The following is a 19,981-nucleotide window of genomic DNA, read 5'->3' as shown; positions in this document are numbered from 1 at the left end:
CTCATTCTCCGGGAATCTTGCGTAACGGGTGGCTCAGTCGCGCCAAAGCAGCTCGGGCTTTTGACGCGGCGGGGCAGGCTCACCCCCGCTTGGACGACCGACAATGATGGGGGCCACCGGCCGCCAAGTGGCTGGCAGCCCCAATGCCGCCCTGCCCTCATCCGTTTCAAGCCAGCTCTGGGCAAAGCCGATCCAGCATGTACCCAATCCTTTGCCATAGGCCGCCAACATCAAATTCTGCGCGGCCAATATGCAGTCGATCTGTGACCACGGACTGTCTTTTGTCGAACAGATCAGGATCAGCGCCGGGGCATGATAGAATATATGGAAATCGGGGTTCTCAAGCATTTCCTCGAAACGATGCAGCGCCAGACCGGGCGAAGGATTACGCAGCATCAGCGCTTTTGCCTCATCGGCTATGCGGTCAAGCAAGGCCGGATTGCGCAGAATGCAAAATCCCCAGGGCTGACCGTCCATCGCGCTGGGCGCCTGAATGGCGGCATCGATCACCGCCTCCAGCACCGCCGGGTCAATGGCTTCATGAGTGTAGGCCCGCGTTGCGCGGCGGCCGTAAATGGCTTGTTCCAGATCCATGGATTTATCCTCCTGCCGCTTCCGCCTGGGCGATACTTTTGATGGCCCTGGCAAAACTGTCGGGGTTGAGAGAGATGGAGTCGATGCCTCGATGGACCAGGAATTCTGCAAAATCAGGATGATCGCTTGGCCCCTGCCCGCATATTCCGATCTTGACGCCGGCCGCATGGGCCTTGGCGATGACATCGCCAATCATGATTTTGACGGCTTCCTCACGCTCGTCGAACAGGGTCGCCAAAAATTCGGAATCCCGGTCAACGCCCAGCACAAGCTGCGTCAGATCGTTGGAGCCTATCGAAAAACCATCGAACCTTTTGGCAAACTCCTGCGCCAAAACCACGTTGGAGGGGATTTCGCACATCATATAGATCTGCAACGCATGCTCGCCGCGCCGAAGGCCGTTTTGGGCCATGATGGCCAACACGCGATCGGCTTCTGCCGGGGTGCGGCAAAATGGCACCATGATGATGACATTGGCAAAGCCCATCACCTCGCGCACCCGCTTTAACGCCTGACATTCCAGCGAAAAGCCTTCCCGGTACCGCTCGTCATAATATCGCGATGCCCCCCTGAAGCCGAGCATCGGATTCTCCTCATGCGGCTCGAAGCCGCTCCCGCCGATCAGATGGGCATATTCATTGGTCTTGAAATCGCTGAGGCGGACAATCGCGGGGTGCGGGTAATAGGGCGCGGCCAGACGCGCGATACCGCGCGAGAGCAGATCGACGAAATAGTCCGCGCCGTCGGCATGGTCCCTGGTCAGGTTGGCAATCTTGCGCCTGTCCGCCTCGGCAACCCTTTCAGGATGCAGCAGGGCCATGGGATGGGCCTTGATCAGCGTATTGATGATGAACTCCATCCGCGCCAGCCCCACCCCCTTGGCCGGCAGTCGCCACCATTGGAAAGCCGAGGCCGGCTCGGCGATATTGACCATCACCTGCGTGCGTGTGGCAGGAAAGCTGCCCGGATCGATCTCCTCGCTTTCGTAGTCCAGCAGGCCGTCATAGACAAAACCCTGCTCCCCCCCAGCGCAGGAAAGCGTTATCGGCTGTCCTTCGCGCAGCAGCGCCGTGGCATGACCGGTTCCGATCACGGCAGGCACGCCCAGTTCGCGGCTGACAATGGCGGCATGGCTGGTGCTGCCGCCATGATCGGTCACAATACCGCCCGCCCGCCGCATCAGCGGGACCCAGTCCGGATCGGTGTTGCCCGTCACCAGAATGGCGCCGTCGGGAAAGCGCGCCATATCGCCCGCATTGCGCAGGACGCAGGCCTTGCCCGAGGCGATGGCGCCCCCGACCGCCGCCCCGGAAAGGATGGGCTGCGCCTTTGCCTTGAGGCGATAGGTGCGGAAAGCGGCGCTGCTGCGCCCCGACTGCACCGTTTCAGGCCGCGCCTGAACCAGATAAATCAGACCGGTTTGCCCATCCTTGGCCCATTCCAGATCCATCGGGCGGCCATAGTGCTTTTCGACGAGCACGGCCCAGCGGCCAAGTTCGACAATTTCCGCATCATCGAGCACAAATTTGCCGCGTTGAGAAAGGCGGGTCGCGACGATCCGTGTGCTTTTGCCGCCGCCATCGGCATAGATCATCCTGACAGCTTTCTCGCCGCAGGTCTTTTCAATGATCGGACAGGTGCCCGGTGTGGCCAGAAGGGGCTTGAACACAACATATTTATCGGGATCAACAGAGCCCTGAACCACCGTTTCACCAAGACCCCACGCGGCGCTGATAACGGCGACATGGGGAAAGCCGGTTTCGGTATCGATGGTAAAGATCACTCCTGATCCCGCCAGATCGGACCTCACCATCTGCTGGATTCCGATCGAGAGAGCCACCGAGAAATGGTCAAACCCCTTGGCTTCGCGATAGCTGATCGCGCGATCGGTAAAGAGCGAGGCAAAGCAGTTCAGGCAAGCCTCCAGCAGGGCCCGGTGTCCCCGGATATTTAGAAAGGTTTCCTGCTGTCCGGCAAAGCTGGCATCGGGAAGATCCTCCGCGGTTGCGCTGCTGCGCACAGCCACGGCCGGATTTTTCACCTTGGCCCGTTCCTCCAGCTGATCGTAGGCGGCACGGATATCGCGAGCGAAATTGTCCGGCAGATGAGCGCTCAGAATAAGATCCCGGATCTCGGCCCCCGCTTGCTCGAGCGGTATCCGACCGGCCTGATAGAGCCTGATCCGCTCCTGCATAGGGGTCTCGATGGCATTTTCGGCGATGAAGTCGCGATAGGCGGCGGCGGTTGTGGCAAATCCTGCCGGGACGCGAACGCCACTTTCGCCCAATTTGCACACCATCTCACCGAGCGAGGCATTTTTTCCACCGACGCAACCGACATCTCCCATGCCGATCTGCTCAAACCACAGAATGCTGGGCATCGTGCAAGTCATTTCCCACCTCCCCGAGCCTGATCCGCATGAGGGCTTGCCTGACGCCAGCGGCGTGCCTCTTCCAAAAGGGCAATGACCTCGGCGTCCTGGGTCTGGGTGAAATCGCCGTAATGCACGCCCACCGAATAGAACGGGTCGGGCGAAGCAAGGCACACCACCTGATCGCAGAGTTTGCGCAAACTCAGAAGCGTATCAGGCGGCGCCAAAGGCACAGCCAGCACGATGCCACGTGGCCCCACCTTTGCCAAAGCTTTCAGGGCAGCGCGCGCAGTGCCGCCAGTGGCAATTCCGTCATCGACCACCACGACCATCCGCCCTTTCAGCGATACAGGAGGGCCTGTGCGATAGGCAGCACGTCTGCGGTCAATTTCATCCAGTTGGCGACCGATTTCGTGATCGATATAGGCCTTGTCCGCACCGGCCATCCGCGCCGCCAATTCGTCGATCACCACTTGAGGTGAAGCGCCGTCGACGAGGGCGCCAATGCCATATTCCTTGTTGCCCGGTGCGCCGATTTTGCGGACCAGCAATATGTCAAGCCGCGCGCCCAGGGCCTTGGCCACCTCAAACCCCAAAGGCACCCCGCCGCGCGGCAATGCCAGCACAACAGGGTCCTCCAGCCCCAGCGCCTTAACCTCACGAGCCAGAAGCACGCCCGCCGCGCGGCGATCCCTGAACAGCACAGTCATGGCCTGACTCCGAGATGATGCAGAAACCAGTCGCGCGCCAAATCGACGACCTGATCAAGCGTTCCGGGTTCCTCGAACAGATGGCCCGCCCCCGGAATGATCATCAGTTTGCGGCCGCAGGTCATGGCCTCATAAGCCTGTTCGTTAAGCTCGATCACCACCCGGTCCAGCGCGCCGACCAACAGCAGTGTGGGAGCCCTTACACGCGCAAGGGCATCGACCCCGGCAAGATCGGGCCGCCCGCCGCGCGAAACGACGGCGGCAATGCGCGCGTCCCCTGCGGCTGCGCGCAGCGCCGCTCCGCCGCCTGTGCTCGCACCGAAATAGCAGGGCCGCAAACCAGCCGTCGCGGCATGTCCCGCCGCCCAATCCACCGCACAGCGCAGGCGCGAAGCCAGCAAGCCGATGTCAAAGACGTTACGGCGGTCGGCTTCCTCCGGCCCCGTCAACAAATCGAGGAGCAGCGTCGCCAGCCCCACTTCACGCAATCGGTCGGCAACATGGTTGTTGCGCGGACTGAGCCTGCCGCTGCCACTGCCATGGGCGAAAATGGCGAGACCATGCGGCCGGGGAGGCACGCCCAGAATGGCAGCCAGCGGCGGAAAGCCCGGCATCGATATGGCGATCGGCACTGTCATAGCCCGAAAGGCCAGGTTTCCGGCGCGCCTTTCGGGCGCTCATGTCCAAGGGGCGTGACGGCACGGGTTTCCTCGAACCAGACATAAGCGTCGAACTGATCGGCAAGAACCGCTTCGAAATAGTGGCTCAAAAGCTCCGACTGCGGCCGATAGACAACGCCTACGGCCCGTTCGAGGAGGGGCTGTGACAACGCCTCCGCCAAGGCCTGACGTTTGCTGCCCCGCCAGTCGGTCAAGCTGCGGGCGTAGCCTGTATGGCGGAACGCCTCTTCCCAGCTGTGCTGCCGCGCTGGACGAAGCTCCATCACCTTCATGTCGCCTCCCCAGTCGGAGGCTGCGGCAACTGTTCCGCGATCTGTGCCGAAACCTATCAGCACGGCCTCATCGCCATAAGCCGCGCGCACCAGTTCGCCGATGTTGAATTCGCCACGCCACCCCATTGCGGTCGCCGATGCATTGCCGATGTGCGAATTATGCGCCCAGACCACGGCACGGGCATCGCAGCGAAAGGCCATGAGACGCTGGAGCGTATCGAACATATGCCGATCGCGCAGGTTCCAGCTGGCCACCGCCCCGCGATACATCGCGCGATAATAGCTCTCTGCGGCCCGCACTATCCGTGCGTTCTGTTCAGCATCGAAATAGGCTTCGCCATCATCGGCGATCAGTTGAATGCGCTTTCGCAGCAGCTCGCCCAACTGGGCAACAACATCCTCTTCGCAACCGGCCATGCGTCCGTGCTCGACCGCCTGCCCGTAATGCTGGGGCGCGCCGCGCCATGCCATCAGCGATCCGTAATTGCGCCGCGCTTCGGCGGCGGCGGCGGGATCATGGTTTTCGAGATAGGCGATCACGGCGTGGATGGATTCGCCCAGACTGTAGACATCGAGCCCCCGCACCGCCGTGCGCGCCGCTTCGGCAAGGGGCGCATTGTGTCCGCGCAGCCAATCAGCGAAGGCCAGAACCTCCTGATTGCGCCACATCCATGTCGGAAAGCGCAGAAATGCCTCGCCTGCCCGCAGGCGCGGAGCATTGTGGCGGACATATCCGTCGATGCGCGCGATATCGGGCCAGTCGCCTTCCACAAGGACAAGATTGAAACCATGGGCTTCGATCAAACGCCGCGTAATCGCGGCGCGCGCGGCATAAAACTCATGGGTTCCATGGGTCGCCTCGCCAAGCAGGACGATTCTCGCATCCCCAAACCTGTCAAATGCATCGGCAAAATCGGCAGCTTCGACCGCAGGCAAAATCTCGCCCGCCTCGCGCAGTCGACCGGCAAGGGCGGCGGCCTGCGGTGCCGGCGCCTTGTCCCTATCGAGCTCTCGCCGCTGTCCGATCATCGCTTCTGATCCGGAACATTGGTCATCGGGGTCTTGGGCAAATTCACCGGGACCGCAGGCCCCGCTGGTTCGGGCGCCCATTCGGTTGATCTGGGTGCGGGCCTGGCCTGCTGCTCCTGTTTGGGCTTGCTGGGCGGTGCCACGTACCAGATGGTCAACACCAGAACGAGAAGCAGGACCATGATCGCCGAGAGCCACCTTTTGGCGGGCGATGGTCCCGAAACAGGGTCTTTCATGGTTTGGGCCTCCCTATTCGACAGGCGCAAAGAACGGCGTCCACTCCGATTGCATCTCGGCCAGCAGATCATCCTCATAGCGACGGCAGGCCTGCTTTCTGGCGCCAATGCGCTGCATGCTGTCGATCAGAGCGTCGGCTGCAAGCTGCGCCATGCGATCCAGCTTCGCGCCGATTTTCGCGTCCAGATGCTGTTCGATCTTGCGCTTGAGAAGCGCATGTTTCGCGCATTTGGCCAGATGAAACATCTTTGCCGCCATGTCGTCGTGGCCGTCGATATGGCAATCGCATTGATGGCAATGGCCCTGGCCATGCGCCTCGGGATGCTCATGTCCTTCCATCATCGTGCTTCTCCGTTCAGGTCTGCCCAGCGCAAAGCGGCGGCGGTCTGATGAGAATAGGCACCGGAATTTTTCGCCGATGCTGGGAATTGTACGGAGGCCGCGAACCGTCGGCAGGCTTGACAGGACGCAAGTCGAGGCACGCGCGATCGGTGCAACCTGAGCCGGCCAATGAAGGAGGCCTCCCATGAAAGTCTCAGAAGCCATGCATCGCGATGCCAATTGGATCGCTCCGGATGCCTTATTGCCGGATATCGCCGAGCGCATGCGGCAGGATGATGTCGGCGCCTTGCCGGTGGGCGAAAATGACCGGTTGATCGGGATAGTCACGGACCGCGACATCGTCCTGCGCGGGTTCGACCGGCGCTCAGATCCGCTTCAGCTCACCGCGCGCGACGTCATGACCAAGCCGATCATCTATTGCCATGCCAATGAAGAATTGGAAGACGCGGTGACGGTCATGGAAAGCAGATGCATCCGGCGTATGCCTGTCATCCACGCCGATCACCGGATGGTGGGAATGCTCAGCCTGGGTGACGTTGCGGCCAAGGCCACGCCCTCCATTTTGGCCGAGGCACTTCGCGCCGTTACCGCCCATCATACTTGATGGCCATCAACTCGCGAAAATCCGGTCATGCGATCAAGTAAAGGCCAGACGGCGAGTCGGAAGGCAGCGGTTCAACAGGGAAAGCTAGATCCTTACGAACAGCCAGCCTCACCGACAACGACCTCGATGGCTAGGCCCGTGGCGACCATTGTCTGACACTGTCCGCAAGGCAGCTAGCACAGTGATGGTTTCGCCGCGGGCTGACCGTCGTTTCCCGCAAGGAAAAACCGGGCTCGAACCGCGAGCAGGCAATGCAGATCGCACGACAGATCGCACAGGATGCCCGGAGGACAAGTGTTGATGCGGGCCGCAGACAAGGCCGCAGGGAGAGCGGGACGGGATCACGGCGAGGTTTTGCTGCACACCCAACCAATTGGGAGACCACCACATGAAACTGCCTCATGATGTCATCATTCTGCTCGCCGATGGCGCGCGCATGCTCCTGCTCAAAAATTGCGGGACCCAACTGGAGCCCGATTTGCGCGTGATCGGACATCGCCAGTTCGAAAACCCTCCCAACCGGGATCTGCTTGCCGATGCGCCGGGCGTCGGCTTTTCTCGATCCTATCCGGGGCACGACACCGTGGCGCGTGCAGATCCGCATCAGGCCAATGAGGACGCATTCCTTGCCGCTTGCGCAGAAGCGCTCGCCGGGGCAGCAGAGGACAGCAGCGGCCTTGTCGTTGCGGCCCCGCCGCGCGCGCTTGGCGTGCTGCGCCGCCACTATGATGAGCGGATTCGTGTCCGGCTGATCGCCGAAATCGACAAGGATCTGGTCAAGCATTCGCTCGACGACATCACGCGCCTGCTAAGCGGCTATCAGGCAGCCGTCGGCGAGTAGGGGCGCCATTGTCGCCAACATAGAGACCATCCCAATTAACGGGATCCTCTGCATTCGCGGAAAACGCCGGAGTATCCACCGTGATGGACAAAGCAGATGCGGAAATTATTATTTTAAACATGCAATTCCCTCCTTGCACTTACATATGCAACCGGGACTTTGCACCATCCTTAGCAGGCATTTATTCGCAATCATTCGCCTAGGTTAATCACGTATTTCGGATAAATTTACAAAATCCTCCACCTTCATCAAAGAATTTCTTAAAAGCAGGAATGAAGACAATCCTATCGGGTTGAACCGGATTCCGCAGAAGCACGATTGACGGCGGATGGTCGCTCGTACAGGGCGCGATGCCAAAGCGCATGGGGCAACCCCATCGGCTAGACAAATGCCGTACCGGACTGCCGGATTCCTCCATTCGCAAAGACCTCGAGACGGTCGCGATCAATAATGTTGATCTGATCGCGCCGCGGCATGCTGATGATGCTTTGCTCACGCAACCGGCGCAAGGCGCGGCAAATCGATTCCGGCGTTGTGGCAAGATAGGCCGCCATATCGACCTGCGGCAGGGGCAGAAAGAGACTGCCGTCGGACGTCATGGGAAGCCGGTCGACAATCGAGGTCAACAATGCGCAGAGCCTGACAAGAACCCCATTGCAGCCCAGGATCATGCCGCGACGAAAAATGGGGTCCTGTTCGGCGCAAATAGAGGGCAGCAGCCTTCCATCCTCACGGTAACTGCGGATCAGCGCCTCATGCCACCATCGGCGTGAATGACGGACATAGAGCAGATCGGTCACGGCCTCGGCGGTAAAACGGTAAGACTCGGTTACCGGCAGTCCAATCTGGTCACCGGCAAAAAAGAAGGCGGTAACCTGCCGGTATCCCTCGACCGACATGCTTATGCCCCGTGCGACCCCGGCGCGCAGTTCATAGACATGCTCGCAAGGATCGCCCTCCAGGAAAAGCATTTCTCCCGATTTTGCCGGCATGGCGATTTCATAACGCCGCGGCTCCAATTTCACAAAATTGTTCATGGCGATTCTGACACCTCAGCTTGACTGAACCAGTCAGACTAGACAGGGCGCGGCAATACGGCATTGGGTTATATACATAGCGCCAAGACAGAGATCTGAGGTCGTCCCCGCTCGCGCGAGCTTCTCGGCGGCCGCAAGCAACGCAAAAAGCCTGTTCGGATCAGGCTGTTCGGGAACGGATGCGATGGGTCTGTTTCCAGTGTTTTTCCCGCCCCAAACCGGCCGCAAACGCAATGCGCAGGGCATCGGCAAAATTTGTGACAACCAGCTTTTCCATAATATTGGCGCGATAGACCTCGACTGTTCGCGAACTGATGCCAAGATCAAAGGCAATCGTTTTGTTGGGATATCCGCAAGCCAGCCCGTCGAGCACCTCACGCTCGCGCTCTGTCAATTTTGCGGTTTGTCCCCTTGCCCATTGCGCCCGTTCAAACAGCGCCGTGCGATCGTCGATCTGCCGAAAGCCCAGTTCAATCGACTGTATGAGCCTTTCGCGATCGAACGGCTTCTCCAGAAAGTCGATGGCGCCCCCTCTCATCGCCTGAACGGCCAGTGTGATATCTCCATGGCCGGTCAAAACGATGACGGGGAAATTCAGTCCGCGCCCCGCCATGCGTTCCAGGACCGTCAGACCGTCAAGACCGGGCATTCGGATGTCCATCAGCACGCAGGCCGCAACGGAATTGTCGGCGCAATCGAGAAATCTTTCTCCATCCATCCAGCGTTCGACACGATAACCCGATGTCCGCAAAAGAAAATCGAGAGAGCGACGCACCGAATCCTCATCATCAACAATATGAACCAGCCCCTGTTTATGCATCGCCTGTCTCCGCGATCGGTAAGGTCATGTAAAAAGCAGCGCCTCCCCCGTCGGCCTTTTCGTACCAAAGCCGTCCGCCATGGGCCTCCACGATGGTGCGGCTGATGGCCAGCCCGATGCCCATTCCGGTCGCCTTGCTGGTGACAAAGGGTTCGAACAGATCGGCCTCCAGGTCGGGGGCAATTCCCGGCCCGTTATCGATCATTGCAATATGGACCATGTCGCCCATCACCTGCCCGCTGATGACGATGCGGCCGGAGTCATCGACAGCCTCCAATGCATTGCGCAGCAGATTGAGAAGCACTTGCTGGATCTGTACCCGATCCACCAGAACGCAGGGCAACGAGGCGGGCACATCTATATCGCACAGGACACCGCGGGCCTTGCTGCCGACCGCGCCCAGTGCGCTTGCCTGCGACACCAGATCCTGGGGATGGACAATCACGCGCTCCAGATCCCCGCGCGCCACAAATTCACGCAGTCGGCGGACGATCGCGCCTGCCCGCAATGCCTCGCGCGCAGCCTCATCCATCGCGCTGCGGGCTGACGAGATCGTTTCGTCTTCATAAGAAGCAAGCAGAACCGCCGTCGATTGGACATAATTGGCGATGGCGGTCAAAGGCTGATTCAATTCATGGGCCAATGCCGTGGCCATGGTTCCGATCGCGGACACGCGCGAAATATGAATCAATTCCGACTGCAGCTCCTGCAGTTTCGCCTCCGCCTCGCGCCTGGCCGTCAGATCGCGGAGAAAACCTGTAAAAATGCGGCTGCCTTGCGAGATAGCCTCGCCTATATAAAGCTCGTGAGGAAAGAGTGTGCCGTCCTTACGCCGTCCGGTCACACAGCGCACATTGCCGACGATATGGCGTTGTCCTGTGGCCAGATAACGCTTCAGATATTCGTCATGGCGCTGCGCATCCGGTTCGTCCATCAATATTGAGACGTTTTTGCCGATCACCTCCTCGGGCTTGTATCCAAATAAATTCTGGGCGGCCAGACTGAATGACTGAATAATCCCATTCTCGTTGATCGTTACCATCGCGTCGGGAACTGTGTTGAGAATGGCGCGCAACTGGGTCTCACTACCCTCTATGCGCCTCAACTGATCGTATTCTTTTGTAATATCCCGAACAACGCAGCTATATCCGACGAAACAGCCGCCGGCATCATCAATCCTGCTGATGTTAATTTCGCCAAAAAACGAAGTTCCGTCCTTTTTCTTGCGCCAGCTGCGCTCTACGACCGGCCCGGATACCAGCGCCATTTGCAGCCATGCCCGGACCTGCTGCTCCTCGCCCAATCGGTTCTTGAAGAAAAAGCTGATGTGCCTGCCCAGCGTCTCGGCTTCGCTCCAACCATAGAGCCGCTCGGCGCCCTTGTTCCAGAGCACCACCTTTCCATCCGGATCGAACATGGAAATGGCATATTGCCGGGCGCTGTCAATCAACAGGTTAAGCTCTGTCTGCAGCGTCATGGCCTTCTGGCGTATGCGAACCAAATCGTTGACCAGCCGGGTGAACAGAATGGCGCCGGCGACTTCTCCCGTCGGTCCATGCCAGGGCACCATGTCCCATTCGACCCAATCAATTGAGCCGTCCAGCCGCGTGAACACTTCGGCATCGCCGCAAAGACTCTCACCGCCCAGAACGCGACGATGAATTGCTCGCAGGCGGTCATCGATCTCGGGAAAGATTTCATAATGGGATTTTCCGACAATACATTGATCCTGGATGCCGTAATCCTCCAACCAGCGACGGCTGCAGGCCAGGTAGCGCATTTCGCAGTCGAATATGGCAACGGCTATGGGAAGATGGGTCAAAAAGAGATCTTCAATATCTCCGCTCTGCAGCAATTTCGCCATCCCGTCCCCCATGCGTCCAGCACACCCCCATTTTTGCAGCAGATGCATCGGGCGCGATCCTCAACACCGCGAAATCACGCCGCCGCCAGTGGTAAAGCTGCACCTCTTCCGGCCTCCTTCAACCGAGTGCGATCCAATTGACGGATCATTTATTTTCGCAGATTCGCCATCTCATCTATGCGTGATTATACCTAATGTGCAGGCTGATATTGAACCGCCACAGCCATGTAATTTCTGATATTTCGCCATTAATTGAAGGTAATGCGGAAGTTTTCAGATAGAGCGTCAAGGCTTATGAGGCGACGATAACAAGGACAACCTTGCGCCGTGCCCCCTGTCCGGGAAACGGAATTGTCGAACCCGAATAAGCCTCACCATCCACGCTCAGGCCAGTTTCCCCGCCCCGTTCGACAGTCACTTCGATGATACCCTGCCCGCGCAATGTTGCGGTAAAGCCGGGCCAGTGCGGCGGGAGACAGGGAACCAGCCTCAGTTCACCCTTTTCAAGCCTGAGCCCAAGGATAAATTCGCTGGCAAGACGCCAGCTCCATGCGGCCGCGCCTGTGTACCAGCTCCAGCCTCCACGCCCCAGGTGTTCCTCGCCGCCGCTGATATCTCCGGCCACAACATAGGGTTCAATCGCATAGTGCTGGGCCGTTTGGGGCGTAGAACTGTGTTTGACGGGATTGATGCGGTCAAACACCGTTTTGGCCCGCGCGCCATCGCCCAACATCGCGGCGGCAATGCCCAGCCATGCCGCTGCATGGCTGTATTGCCCCCCATTTTCGCGGATCCCCGGAGGATAGGCCTTGATATAACCGGGATCGCGCGCCGTTGCGTCAAAGGGGGGATGCAGCAGGCGAACAATGTCATCCTCAGGACGCACCAGTTCTTTAAAGGCGCTTTCGAGAGCCTGCCTTGCCCGAAGAGGATCACCGCCGCCGGCGATCACCGCCCACGACTGGGCGAGGGAATCGATGCGGCATTCATCGTTGGATTGCGCGCCCCAGTTTCGACCCTGATCATCAATCGCCCGGATATACCATTGGCCATCCCAACCATGGCGATCAATGGCATCGGTCAGCATCCGGGCGCGCGGAAGCCAAATTTCGGCAAAGTCTTTGCGGTCCCCCTCGCTTCCAAGTTCAGCGAAATCACGGATGGTGGCCGCCATAAACCAGCCCAGCCAGACGCTCTCGCCCTTGCCCGCGCTGCCCACCCGGTTCATCCCGTCATTCCAGTCGCCGTCGCCGATCAATGGCAAACCGTGGTCGCCCAGACGCCAGGCACGCCCAAAGGCGCGCAGGCAATGTTCATGCACCGTCGCTTTTTCCCCTTCAGGAAACTGCGCGAAACGATCATGCTCCTGTCTGCTCAGTTCAGGTGCCTCCAGGAAGGGCACTTCTTCGTCCAGCAACAAAGCATCACCGGTAGCCCGGACATATTGGGCCACCGCATGGGGAAGCCAGAGCAGGTCGTCCGAACAGAGCGTCCGCACCCCTCTTCCGGCCGGCGGATGCCACCAGTGCAAGACATTTCCCTGCGAAAACTGGTGGGCGGCGGCCTGCAGGATCTGCCGCCGCGCGAGGTCCGGATCCGCCCAGAGCAGGCCCAGCACGTCCTGCAACTGATCGCGAAAACCGAAAGCGCCGGATGCCTGATAATATCCGGCACGGCCGAAAAGACGCGAGGACATCGTCTGATAGGGAAGCCAGCGGTTGACCATGAGGTCAAACGCGGGATCGGACGTCTCGACCTTGATCGCGCAACGGCGGCCCCATGCCTGCGCCAGACGGGCCTCACCGCCATCGATCTGGGCAACGGTTTGCCAGCGCCCGATAATATCGGCCACCTGCTCCTCATTCGCCCCCTCGCCCAGCATGAAGACGATTTCGCAGACCCCATTGGCGGGAATATCCATGTGGAGCTGGAGCGCGGCGATGGCATCGTCTCCGGCATTGTCAGAACGATTGCCCAAATCCCAGTTTTGCAAACCGACCGGGCATTGCCAATCGGCCGGGGCACCAAGAAAAGCGCGGCGCGACGTTGTCAGACTGTGCGGAGGAGCATTGGCGGCAAGGAAGGCAATACGACCGGAGAAATCGCTATGCCAATGATTGACAGCGAGAATGGCGCGCAGTTCCGGACGATAGACGCTTTGGCGAAGCATTGCAGGCTCACCCGCGATCGCCCCCAACAGCCAATCGGCAAAGCATGTGGCCGTAACGCGGCGGGCGATCCCCGTGCAGTCGGTCAATTTGAGACGGAAGATTTTGACCGGGTCGTCGGCGGCCACAAAACAGGACAAATCCTGGACAAGCCCCATGCCCTGTCGGTGCCATTGCGTTTGCCCCAGATGGTGTTCCACCCGGCAGGCCCCGCCTCGTCCGGCTGGCAGCGGCGTCACGGACCAGACCTGCCCGGTTTCTTCATCCCTCAGGTAAAGCGCTTCGCCCTGCCGATCGCATAGGGGGTCATTATGCCACTGCGTCAGCCGGTTTTCTCCGCTGTTGCCGGCAAAAGTAAAACCAGGTCCAGCCTCGGTAACGATGCTGCCAAAATCCGCATTGGCAAGGACATTGACCCAGGGCGCGGGCGTGGCATGCATGGGATCAAGGTCAATGCGGTAATCCCCACCGGCGGTGAAACCGCCCAGACCATTGCCGAATTGGAGCGCAACGATCTCCTCCGGTTGCGCCAGGGGTTGAAATTCCACCTTGCGCCCAGCCGGAACGAAGAGAGGACCGATTTCGTCCTCGCCCTCACGCGGCGGCATCTTCCATGCCCCGCCCGTGCCGTGCACACACAGAGTGGCAGCATGCTGCAGGGTGCGCAGGCGCCTCGCCTCGATATATTCGCGAGCCAGAATATGCACACCCGAGCGCGCGCCGAGCAGATCATCGCTTCCGGCCTGGCGCACCGCTTCGATGATCCGGTCGCGCAAAGGCTCAAAGTAGCCCGAAATGCCCGAGTGCAGGAGCACCAGATCCACTTCAAAACCGCGCCATCGCCAGAAGCGCTGGGCAGCGAGGACAAAGCGCAGCTCTTCGGCGGCAAAGTCTTCATCCAGTTCCGCAAGCAGCAAAGGACAATCGCCCGAAATACCCAGCGCCCAAAGATCGTCCCGGTATCCCAGGTCCGACGGCGCATGGCGCGGAGCGAGATTGCCGGCAAGCTGGGCAAACATCGCTTGCGTCTCGGCAAGGCGATCCGGCCTCAGGCCCAGTGTATGGAGATCGCGAGCAGATCGGGCGGCCGCCTCCTGTTCCGCCCAATCCAATGCGCCAAGCGAGCCGTAACGACGCGACAAATCCAGCGCTTCCTCGCGCGATGATGCAACCGTGGTCACAATCGCCAATTCGGTCTCGCCATGGGCGGGCAATTCGATGTCCAGGTCGAAAACCGCCGCCGGATCGAGCGGAAACCTGCCGCGTGCACCGACCTCACCGGAATTGTAGGGACAGTCTCGGGAATTGGCCAACCGCTGCCGCGACTTTGCTCGTGATACTTCCCATCCTCGCAAAGACACCCGGTCATCGGACATCACAAGGCGCTGGACCAGCACAGGAGACGGGTTTCTCGGAGAACGGGGACGCAGGGCAAACAGCAAGGCATTCATTTCCGCATGGGCTTCCGCCTCGACGAACAGGCGCGCGAAAACGGGGTGGCGCTGCCATTCGGCAATGGGGGCCAGAGCGATCTCGGCATCGCTGATCAACCCGATCCGCCGCGTTTTGCCGGTCGTGTTGACCATGCGCAGCCGTCGGATCTCGACATCCTCGGAAGGCGCCACCAGCACGTCCAGAACAGTAACAATGCCTTCCGCCTCATTTCGGAATTCGACCTTATGCGCATTATAGATGGTATGGTGCGCGCCCCGGCCCAATGGCATTTTCGCGGCCGACCATACCGCACCGCTTTCCCGGTCCCGAAAATAGAAGAAATGGCCGACGTCCTGATCCACAGAAGCGGGACGGGTCAATGCCATGGCATTCCAGCGCAGATCGCCATCGCCGCTTCCCCCGAGGCGCAGGGAAAGGCGGCCATTGCCAAGCAGATGGCGGCCCTGCTCGGGGCGGACCACCATTTCCCACGGCTGGGGCCGCGCCATCTCCGAGCCGACCGAAAGTGTTTGGGCCATGCGGTCCAGCCGTTCGAGTTCGGGCGGCAACTCCCATGGTATGCGCTCATTCAGCAAAAGATCGACGGTTTGCACTCTGGGATCGGCATGAAAGAGCGAAACAAAGAGATTATTGCACAAGGCATTGCCGATTGCCGCAAGCATCATGCCCTGGTGATGGGCCATGAAGGACTGCACCGCAGCGGGCTTTCCAGCCTCCGGACAGCGCGCTGCGGTAAAATCGAGCGCCTCGTAAAAGCCAAAAGGGCCAATGGCGCCCAATGCCTTGAGGCGCTGTAGATTGGCAACCGCAGCTTCAGGGTCCGCCGCCAGGGCCAAAGCCGTGGCATAGGGCGCAATGACAAGATCTTCATTAAGGCCGCGACGCAGCCCCAGTTCGGGCACACCAAAGGCGCGATAGCGCAAAATGCCGTCCGCCCCCGCCGAAGCGAAGCCCGATTCCGAAATGCCCCAAGGCACCTCCATGCGCGCGCCATAATTCCGCTGGCTCAGGACCGCGCTGCGCTCACTCTCACCAAGCAGCGTTTCGGGATCGCTGCGCAGGAAAAGAGCCGGCATCAGATATTCAAACATCGACCCGTTCCACGAAACCAGCGCCAGCGCACCGGGATGTTTCACGATCGGTCTGCCCAGATGGAACCAGTGCTCGGGCGGGACATCCTGCTTGGCGATGGCGAAATAGCTCGCCAATCGCGCCTCGCTGGCCAGAAGATCGTAATAATGCGGATCAATCCGCTGGGCACTGACGTCGTAACCGATATGGAAGAGCTTGCGGCGCGTGTCATAGAGCGGGCCAAAGTCCATCTCATAGGCCAGAGCAGCGGCCCGGTCGGCGCTGCGCTTCAACGCGCGGCTCAATTTGCGCCACCGAACCAGAGCCCGCCGCGTGACCTTGCCCAGTTCCGCCTTCCAAATCCGCACCGGATCGGATTCGTGCTGTTGGGCAAACATGCCCTCCAGCATTTTGGCTGCATTCCTCAGCCGGGCAATGTCGTTCAGACGCGCATAGGGTGACAGGCCTTCGATGATCTGTCTTGCGCTCGCCTCCGCTTCCGGGGGCGCATGGGCGAGCAGCCGCAGCCATGGCAAGTAAGTGTCAAGATCGCGCCGGCAGGCGGCCAGGTGGTGCTCGCTGCGCTCCATCCAGATCTGCAATTGCCGCAATCTTTCGCCTGAATGCAGGGTCACTTCCTTGCTTGAGCGCACAAGTTCGGCCCGCAATTGCGCCAGCTGCTCCAGACCTTGCTCCACAAGCGCGGGCCAACGGGTCGGCTCGTTGCGCGCAACGCGTATCTGCGCAATGAACGAGAGCAAGGCGCTGTCATCATGGCCGCCGTGTTCCAGCTGTTCACACAGCAGGCCCAGGCAATCCTCCAGCCCGTCCCAGCGGGCCGTTGAAAAGACCGGCTCATCAGCCGCCAGATGGCATCCCCGCGCGAGCACAACCATGCTGACGGCCAGATTGCCGCTGTCGACTGTGGACACATAGCGCGGTTCGAGAGGAGCCAGCGAAGTGGTGTCGTACCAGTTGAGAAAATGGCCATGCCACCGCTCAAGCCGACCAAGAGATGCAAACATCGCTTCGGACCGGGTGTGCAACTCTTCTGTGCTGATATGCCCAAGGCGCCAGGCGCAGAGCATGGACAGCGCCATCATGCCGATGTTCGTGGGCGAAGTGCGATGAGCGGTGGCCTGGATCGGCTCCATCTGATGATTGTCGGGAGGGAGCCAATTATCCTCGGGGCGGGCAAAGGTTTCGAAAAACAGCCAGCTGCGCCTTGCCGTGCGGCGGAGGAAAATCCGTGCCTGCTCATCCAGCCGCGACATGGCGTGTGAACGTGGCGTACCGGTGACCACGGCAATTTCCGGCGCGATCAGCCACAGGCAAAGGAGGGGAGCGGCCGCGACAAATCCATGCCCGTCAACCATAAAGGCCAAAAACAGCCCCAGCGCAAAGATGGTCGAAGCAGAGCCTATCCGCCATTGCCCCGCGCGATGGGTGGATTTTGCCATTCTGCGCTCGACATCGGCTGCACTGGTCCATTCCAGCATATGTCTGCGGCGCCCCATGCGCCACATGGTGACCGCAATGGCATGGAGAGCGGTTGCCGCATCGGAAGGCAGGCAAACGATCTGCAGCAGCCAGCGCGCCAGATGCTCTCCCGTCTGACGAAAAGTGCTGATCATCACCCCTCGGCGGCGACCGCGGGCCAGCCCGGTCACCAAATCCGTGAAGAGCCAGGCGCCCGGAACCAGCAGAGCCAGAATGGTCCAGCCCAAAGGACTGCCCGGCAGCAGGAACCACCCGCCGATCATCAGCAACAGGACACTGACAGGCACCAGACTGCGCCGCATGTTGTCCCAGATCCGCAAGCGATCAAACAGCGTCAGCCTGTTCCGAAGGCGCCTCTGTCCCGGCCCGGGCACCTTGAGCAAAAGCCAGGGGAGCAATTGCCAGTCACCGCGCACCCAGCGATGCCAACGACGCACATATTCGCCGTAGCTCGATGGAAAACTCTCATAGACGATGATGTCGCTCACCAGCGCCGAACGACCGTGCAGCCCTTCCCACAAATCGTGGCTCAGCAGGTAATTTTCAGGAATGCGTCCTTCAAGACTGCGGGCAAAACCGGGGACGTCATATATGCCCTTGCCCACGAAATTGCCCGTACCGACAAGGTCCTGATACACATCGCTGACGGCTCGGGAATAGATATCGATCGCGGTATCGCCGCCAAACAGTCTGGCGAAAAGGCTGTCCGAACCATGCGGGGCGATCTCGACCCTAGGCTGCATCACGGTATAGCCGGAAACCACCCTGCCCAAACCGTCAAAAATCGGCCGGTTCAGCGGATGGGCCAAAGCTCCGGCCATCCGTGCCACGCAGCCGGGCGGCAACCTTGTATCGACATCGGCCGTCACGACAAACCGTGCTCCGACGAGCAGATCGACCGGGCCTGCGGTCAAGGGGAAGGCGCGGCTGTCTCCGGTCTGCAGGAAATGGTTGAATTCCTCCAGCTTTCCGCGCTTTCGCTCCCAAGCCATCCAGCATCCCTGCGCAGGGTTATATCGGCGGTTTCGGTGTAAAAGGCAGAAACCGGCCGTGGCATCGCCCGCGCCATAATTGCGGTTCAGCCTGTCGATCCCCTGCTGGAGCGCCGCCTCAATCGCTTCATCGCCCGGTCTGCGTTCGAGGGCCGCATCGGATGGGTCCGAGAGCATGACAAACCCCTTTGCCTCGGGATTGGCCAAACAATGCGCCTCGAGACGAGCCAGCAATCCTGCCACCTGCCCCGCATCGCCTATGATGACAGGCATAACAACCAGCGTCGGCCATGCAGGCGCAATGCCGCGTGAGAAATCAAGCTTGGGCAGACGTCTGGGCGCCACCACGCTTGTGACCAGCCAATTGACCAGCGTGACACTCAGAACCGTTGCCGGGAGGACAGAGAAGGCCAGGCCAAGCACCCATTGCCACAGCGATGCCCGGTTGAACGCGAGATAGGCGGAAGGGAGAACCAGCCCGACCAGCCCGCATAAGAGCAGCGCCACGAAATAGGCCGCGCCGGGATTTTCGCGCAAAAAAGCCCACAGCCGACCGGCCAGCGACCGGCCCGCGCCAAGCTGCTTGGCAAACTCCGGCCTGCCTGCTCCAATCAGCCAGTAGCCCACATGGGAATGGGGCAGTTCGCTGCTTTCACCGGCACGCAGAATGGCGCTTTCGGCAACCGCAACCTCCCCTGCCCCGCAATGCTCGGCGATCCGCTCTACCGAGCGCCGATAGGCATCGCGCGTCTCGAAATCCATGCTCGTATAGCTGCCTGCAGGATCTCGCTCCAGCGTGCGCTCAACATGGCTGATCGCATCGAACACGTCGGACCAGGCGATATTGGAGACAATGCCCAGATTGGCGATTGAGCGCGCAACCCATTCCACCGGCTGGTAAAAACCGAGATACTCCCTGCAACTCGCGCTGACGATAATGGGTTCGGGCACCGAAGGGAACGCCCGCGCAAAGCCTGCCATCAACAGTTCAAGACAGGCGATCCGCAAGGTTGCAGGCAAAGCCCAGATCTCCGCGATATCAAGCGGGTCGTGCTGTTGATAGCCTTCAAGATAGGCCAACACGCTTTCACGGCTGATCTGGAAATGCGTGGCATAGAGCAGGTCATGCGCAATGGTGAGAACCCGCGGATCACCCTGCATCCTCCCGGTGGCAATGGTCCGCAGCTTGCAATAGAAACCGGAGGGCAAATCTTCGGCGATCTGCAATACCGCCCGCTGCACCTGATAGCCATTGTCGAGAAGCCATTCAGCCGCCGAGGAATTGGACGGTTCGGCGCTTGCCGCCGCCGCCATGGCAGTTTTCAGCCAATCGCTGATACGTTCTATGCGCGCCCAGGCTTCAACCGATCGCGGCGGTCCGGGACGGCATGCCA

General features: G+C 60.2%; 13 protein-coding genes. 4 read left to right on the top strand and 9 right to left on the bottom strand.

The window, feature by feature from the left end; genetic code table 11:
• Positions 1-33: 33 nt before the first annotated feature.
• The 5 genes from FHW92_RS08580 to FHW92_RS08560 are packed head-to-tail and all read right to left on the bottom strand — an operon-like array spanning position 34 to position 5,431.
• Positions 34-594, bottom strand: a complete 561-nt coding sequence (locus tag FHW92_RS08580; RefSeq protein ID WP_168602817.1) for a nitroreductase — start codon at positions 592-594, stop codon at positions 34-36.
• Positions 595-598: 4 nt separating this feature from the next.
• Positions 599-2,986 (bottom strand): phosphoenolpyruvate synthase, encoded by a 2,388-nt coding sequence (ppsA, locus tag FHW92_RS08575; RefSeq protein WP_246870006.1) that lies wholly within the window; start codon positions 2,984-2,986, stop codon positions 599-601.
• The gene (locus FHW92_RS08570) at positions 2,983-3,675 is read right to left on the bottom strand and encodes a phosphoribosyltransferase family protein (protein WP_168602816.1); all 693 of its coding nucleotides are present in this window, start codon (positions 3,673-3,675) and stop codon (positions 2,983-2,985) included. Before FHW92_RS08570 ends, ppsA begins: the two co-directional genes overlap by 4 nt.
• Positions 3,672-4,313, bottom strand: a complete 642-nt coding sequence (locus FHW92_RS08565; protein WP_168602815.1) for an alpha/beta hydrolase — start codon at positions 4,311-4,313, stop codon at positions 3,672-3,674. Before FHW92_RS08565 ends, FHW92_RS08570 begins: the two co-directional genes overlap by 4 nt.
• Positions 4,310-5,431 (bottom strand): erythromycin esterase family protein, encoded by a 1,122-nt coding sequence (locus tag FHW92_RS08560; protein ID WP_246870005.1) that lies wholly within the window; start codon positions 5,429-5,431, stop codon positions 4,310-4,312. The genes FHW92_RS08565 and FHW92_RS08560 overlap by 4 nt, the downstream gene beginning before the upstream one ends.
• On the opposite strand from FHW92_RS08560, the gene FHW92_RS25695 reads away from it, so the two are divergent.
• The 4 genes from FHW92_RS25695 (at position 5,417) to FHW92_RS08545 (ending at position 7,680) form a co-directional block, all read left to right on the top strand.
• Positions 5,417-5,665 (top strand): hypothetical protein, encoded by a 249-nt coding sequence (locus tag FHW92_RS25695; RefSeq protein WP_246870004.1) that lies wholly within the window; start codon positions 5,417-5,419, stop codon positions 5,663-5,665. The genes FHW92_RS08560 and FHW92_RS25695 overlap by 15 nt on opposite strands.
• A 171-nt stretch (positions 5,666-5,836) precedes the next feature.
• Positions 5,837-6,283 carry a hypothetical protein gene (locus tag FHW92_RS08555; protein ID WP_168602813.1) on the top strand — a complete coding sequence of 149 codons (447 nt, stop codon included), beginning with the start codon at positions 5,837-5,839 and terminating at the stop codon, positions 6,281-6,283.
• A gap of 154 nt (positions 6,284-6,437) precedes the next feature.
• Positions 6,438-6,839: a CBS domain-containing protein gene (locus FHW92_RS08550; RefSeq protein WP_210428401.1), complete on the top strand. Its 402-nt coding sequence runs from the start codon at positions 6,438-6,440 to the stop codon at positions 6,837-6,839.
• 388 nt (positions 6,840-7,227) lie between these two features.
• Complete coding sequence (locus FHW92_RS08545) at positions 7,228-7,680, top strand: host attachment family protein (RefSeq protein ID WP_168602811.1); 453 nt, start codon at positions 7,228-7,230, stop codon at positions 7,678-7,680.
• A gap of 380 nt (positions 7,681-8,060) precedes the next feature.
• On the opposite strand, the gene FHW92_RS08540 is transcribed toward FHW92_RS08545, so the two are convergent.
• The 4 genes from FHW92_RS08540 to FHW92_RS08525 all read right to left on the bottom strand — a co-directional run bounded on the left by FHW92_RS08540 (position 8,061) and on the right by FHW92_RS08525 (position 19,901).
• A complete protein-coding gene (locus tag FHW92_RS08540; protein WP_168602810.1) occupies positions 8,061-8,717 on the bottom strand; it encodes a helix-turn-helix domain-containing protein in 657 nt (218 codons plus the stop codon).
• 160 nt (positions 8,718-8,877) lie between these two features.
• Positions 8,878-9,537 (bottom strand): response regulator, encoded by a 660-nt coding sequence (locus tag FHW92_RS08535; protein ID WP_168602809.1) that lies wholly within the window; start codon positions 9,535-9,537, stop codon positions 8,878-8,880.
• On the bottom strand, positions 9,530-11,449 hold the full coding sequence (locus FHW92_RS08530; protein ID WP_168602808.1) for a PAS domain S-box protein: 1,920 nt from the start codon (positions 11,447-11,449) through the stop codon (positions 9,530-9,532). Before FHW92_RS08530 ends, FHW92_RS08535 begins: the two co-directional genes overlap by 8 nt.
• A gap of 244 nt (positions 11,450-11,693) precedes the next feature.
• Positions 11,694-19,901: a glucoamylase family protein gene (locus FHW92_RS08525; RefSeq protein ID WP_168602807.1), complete on the bottom strand. Its 8,208-nt coding sequence runs from the start codon at positions 19,899-19,901 to the stop codon at positions 11,694-11,696.
• Between the last annotated feature and the right edge of the window lie 80 nt (positions 19,902-19,981).

The sequence above is a fragment of the Novosphingobium sp. SG707 genome (assembly GCF_012275515.1).
Lineage (GTDB): Bacteria > Pseudomonadota > Alphaproteobacteria > Sphingomonadales > Sphingomonadaceae > Novosphingobium.
Note: the sequence above shows the minus strand (reverse complement) of the source record. Positions and strands in the feature narration are given on the sequence as shown.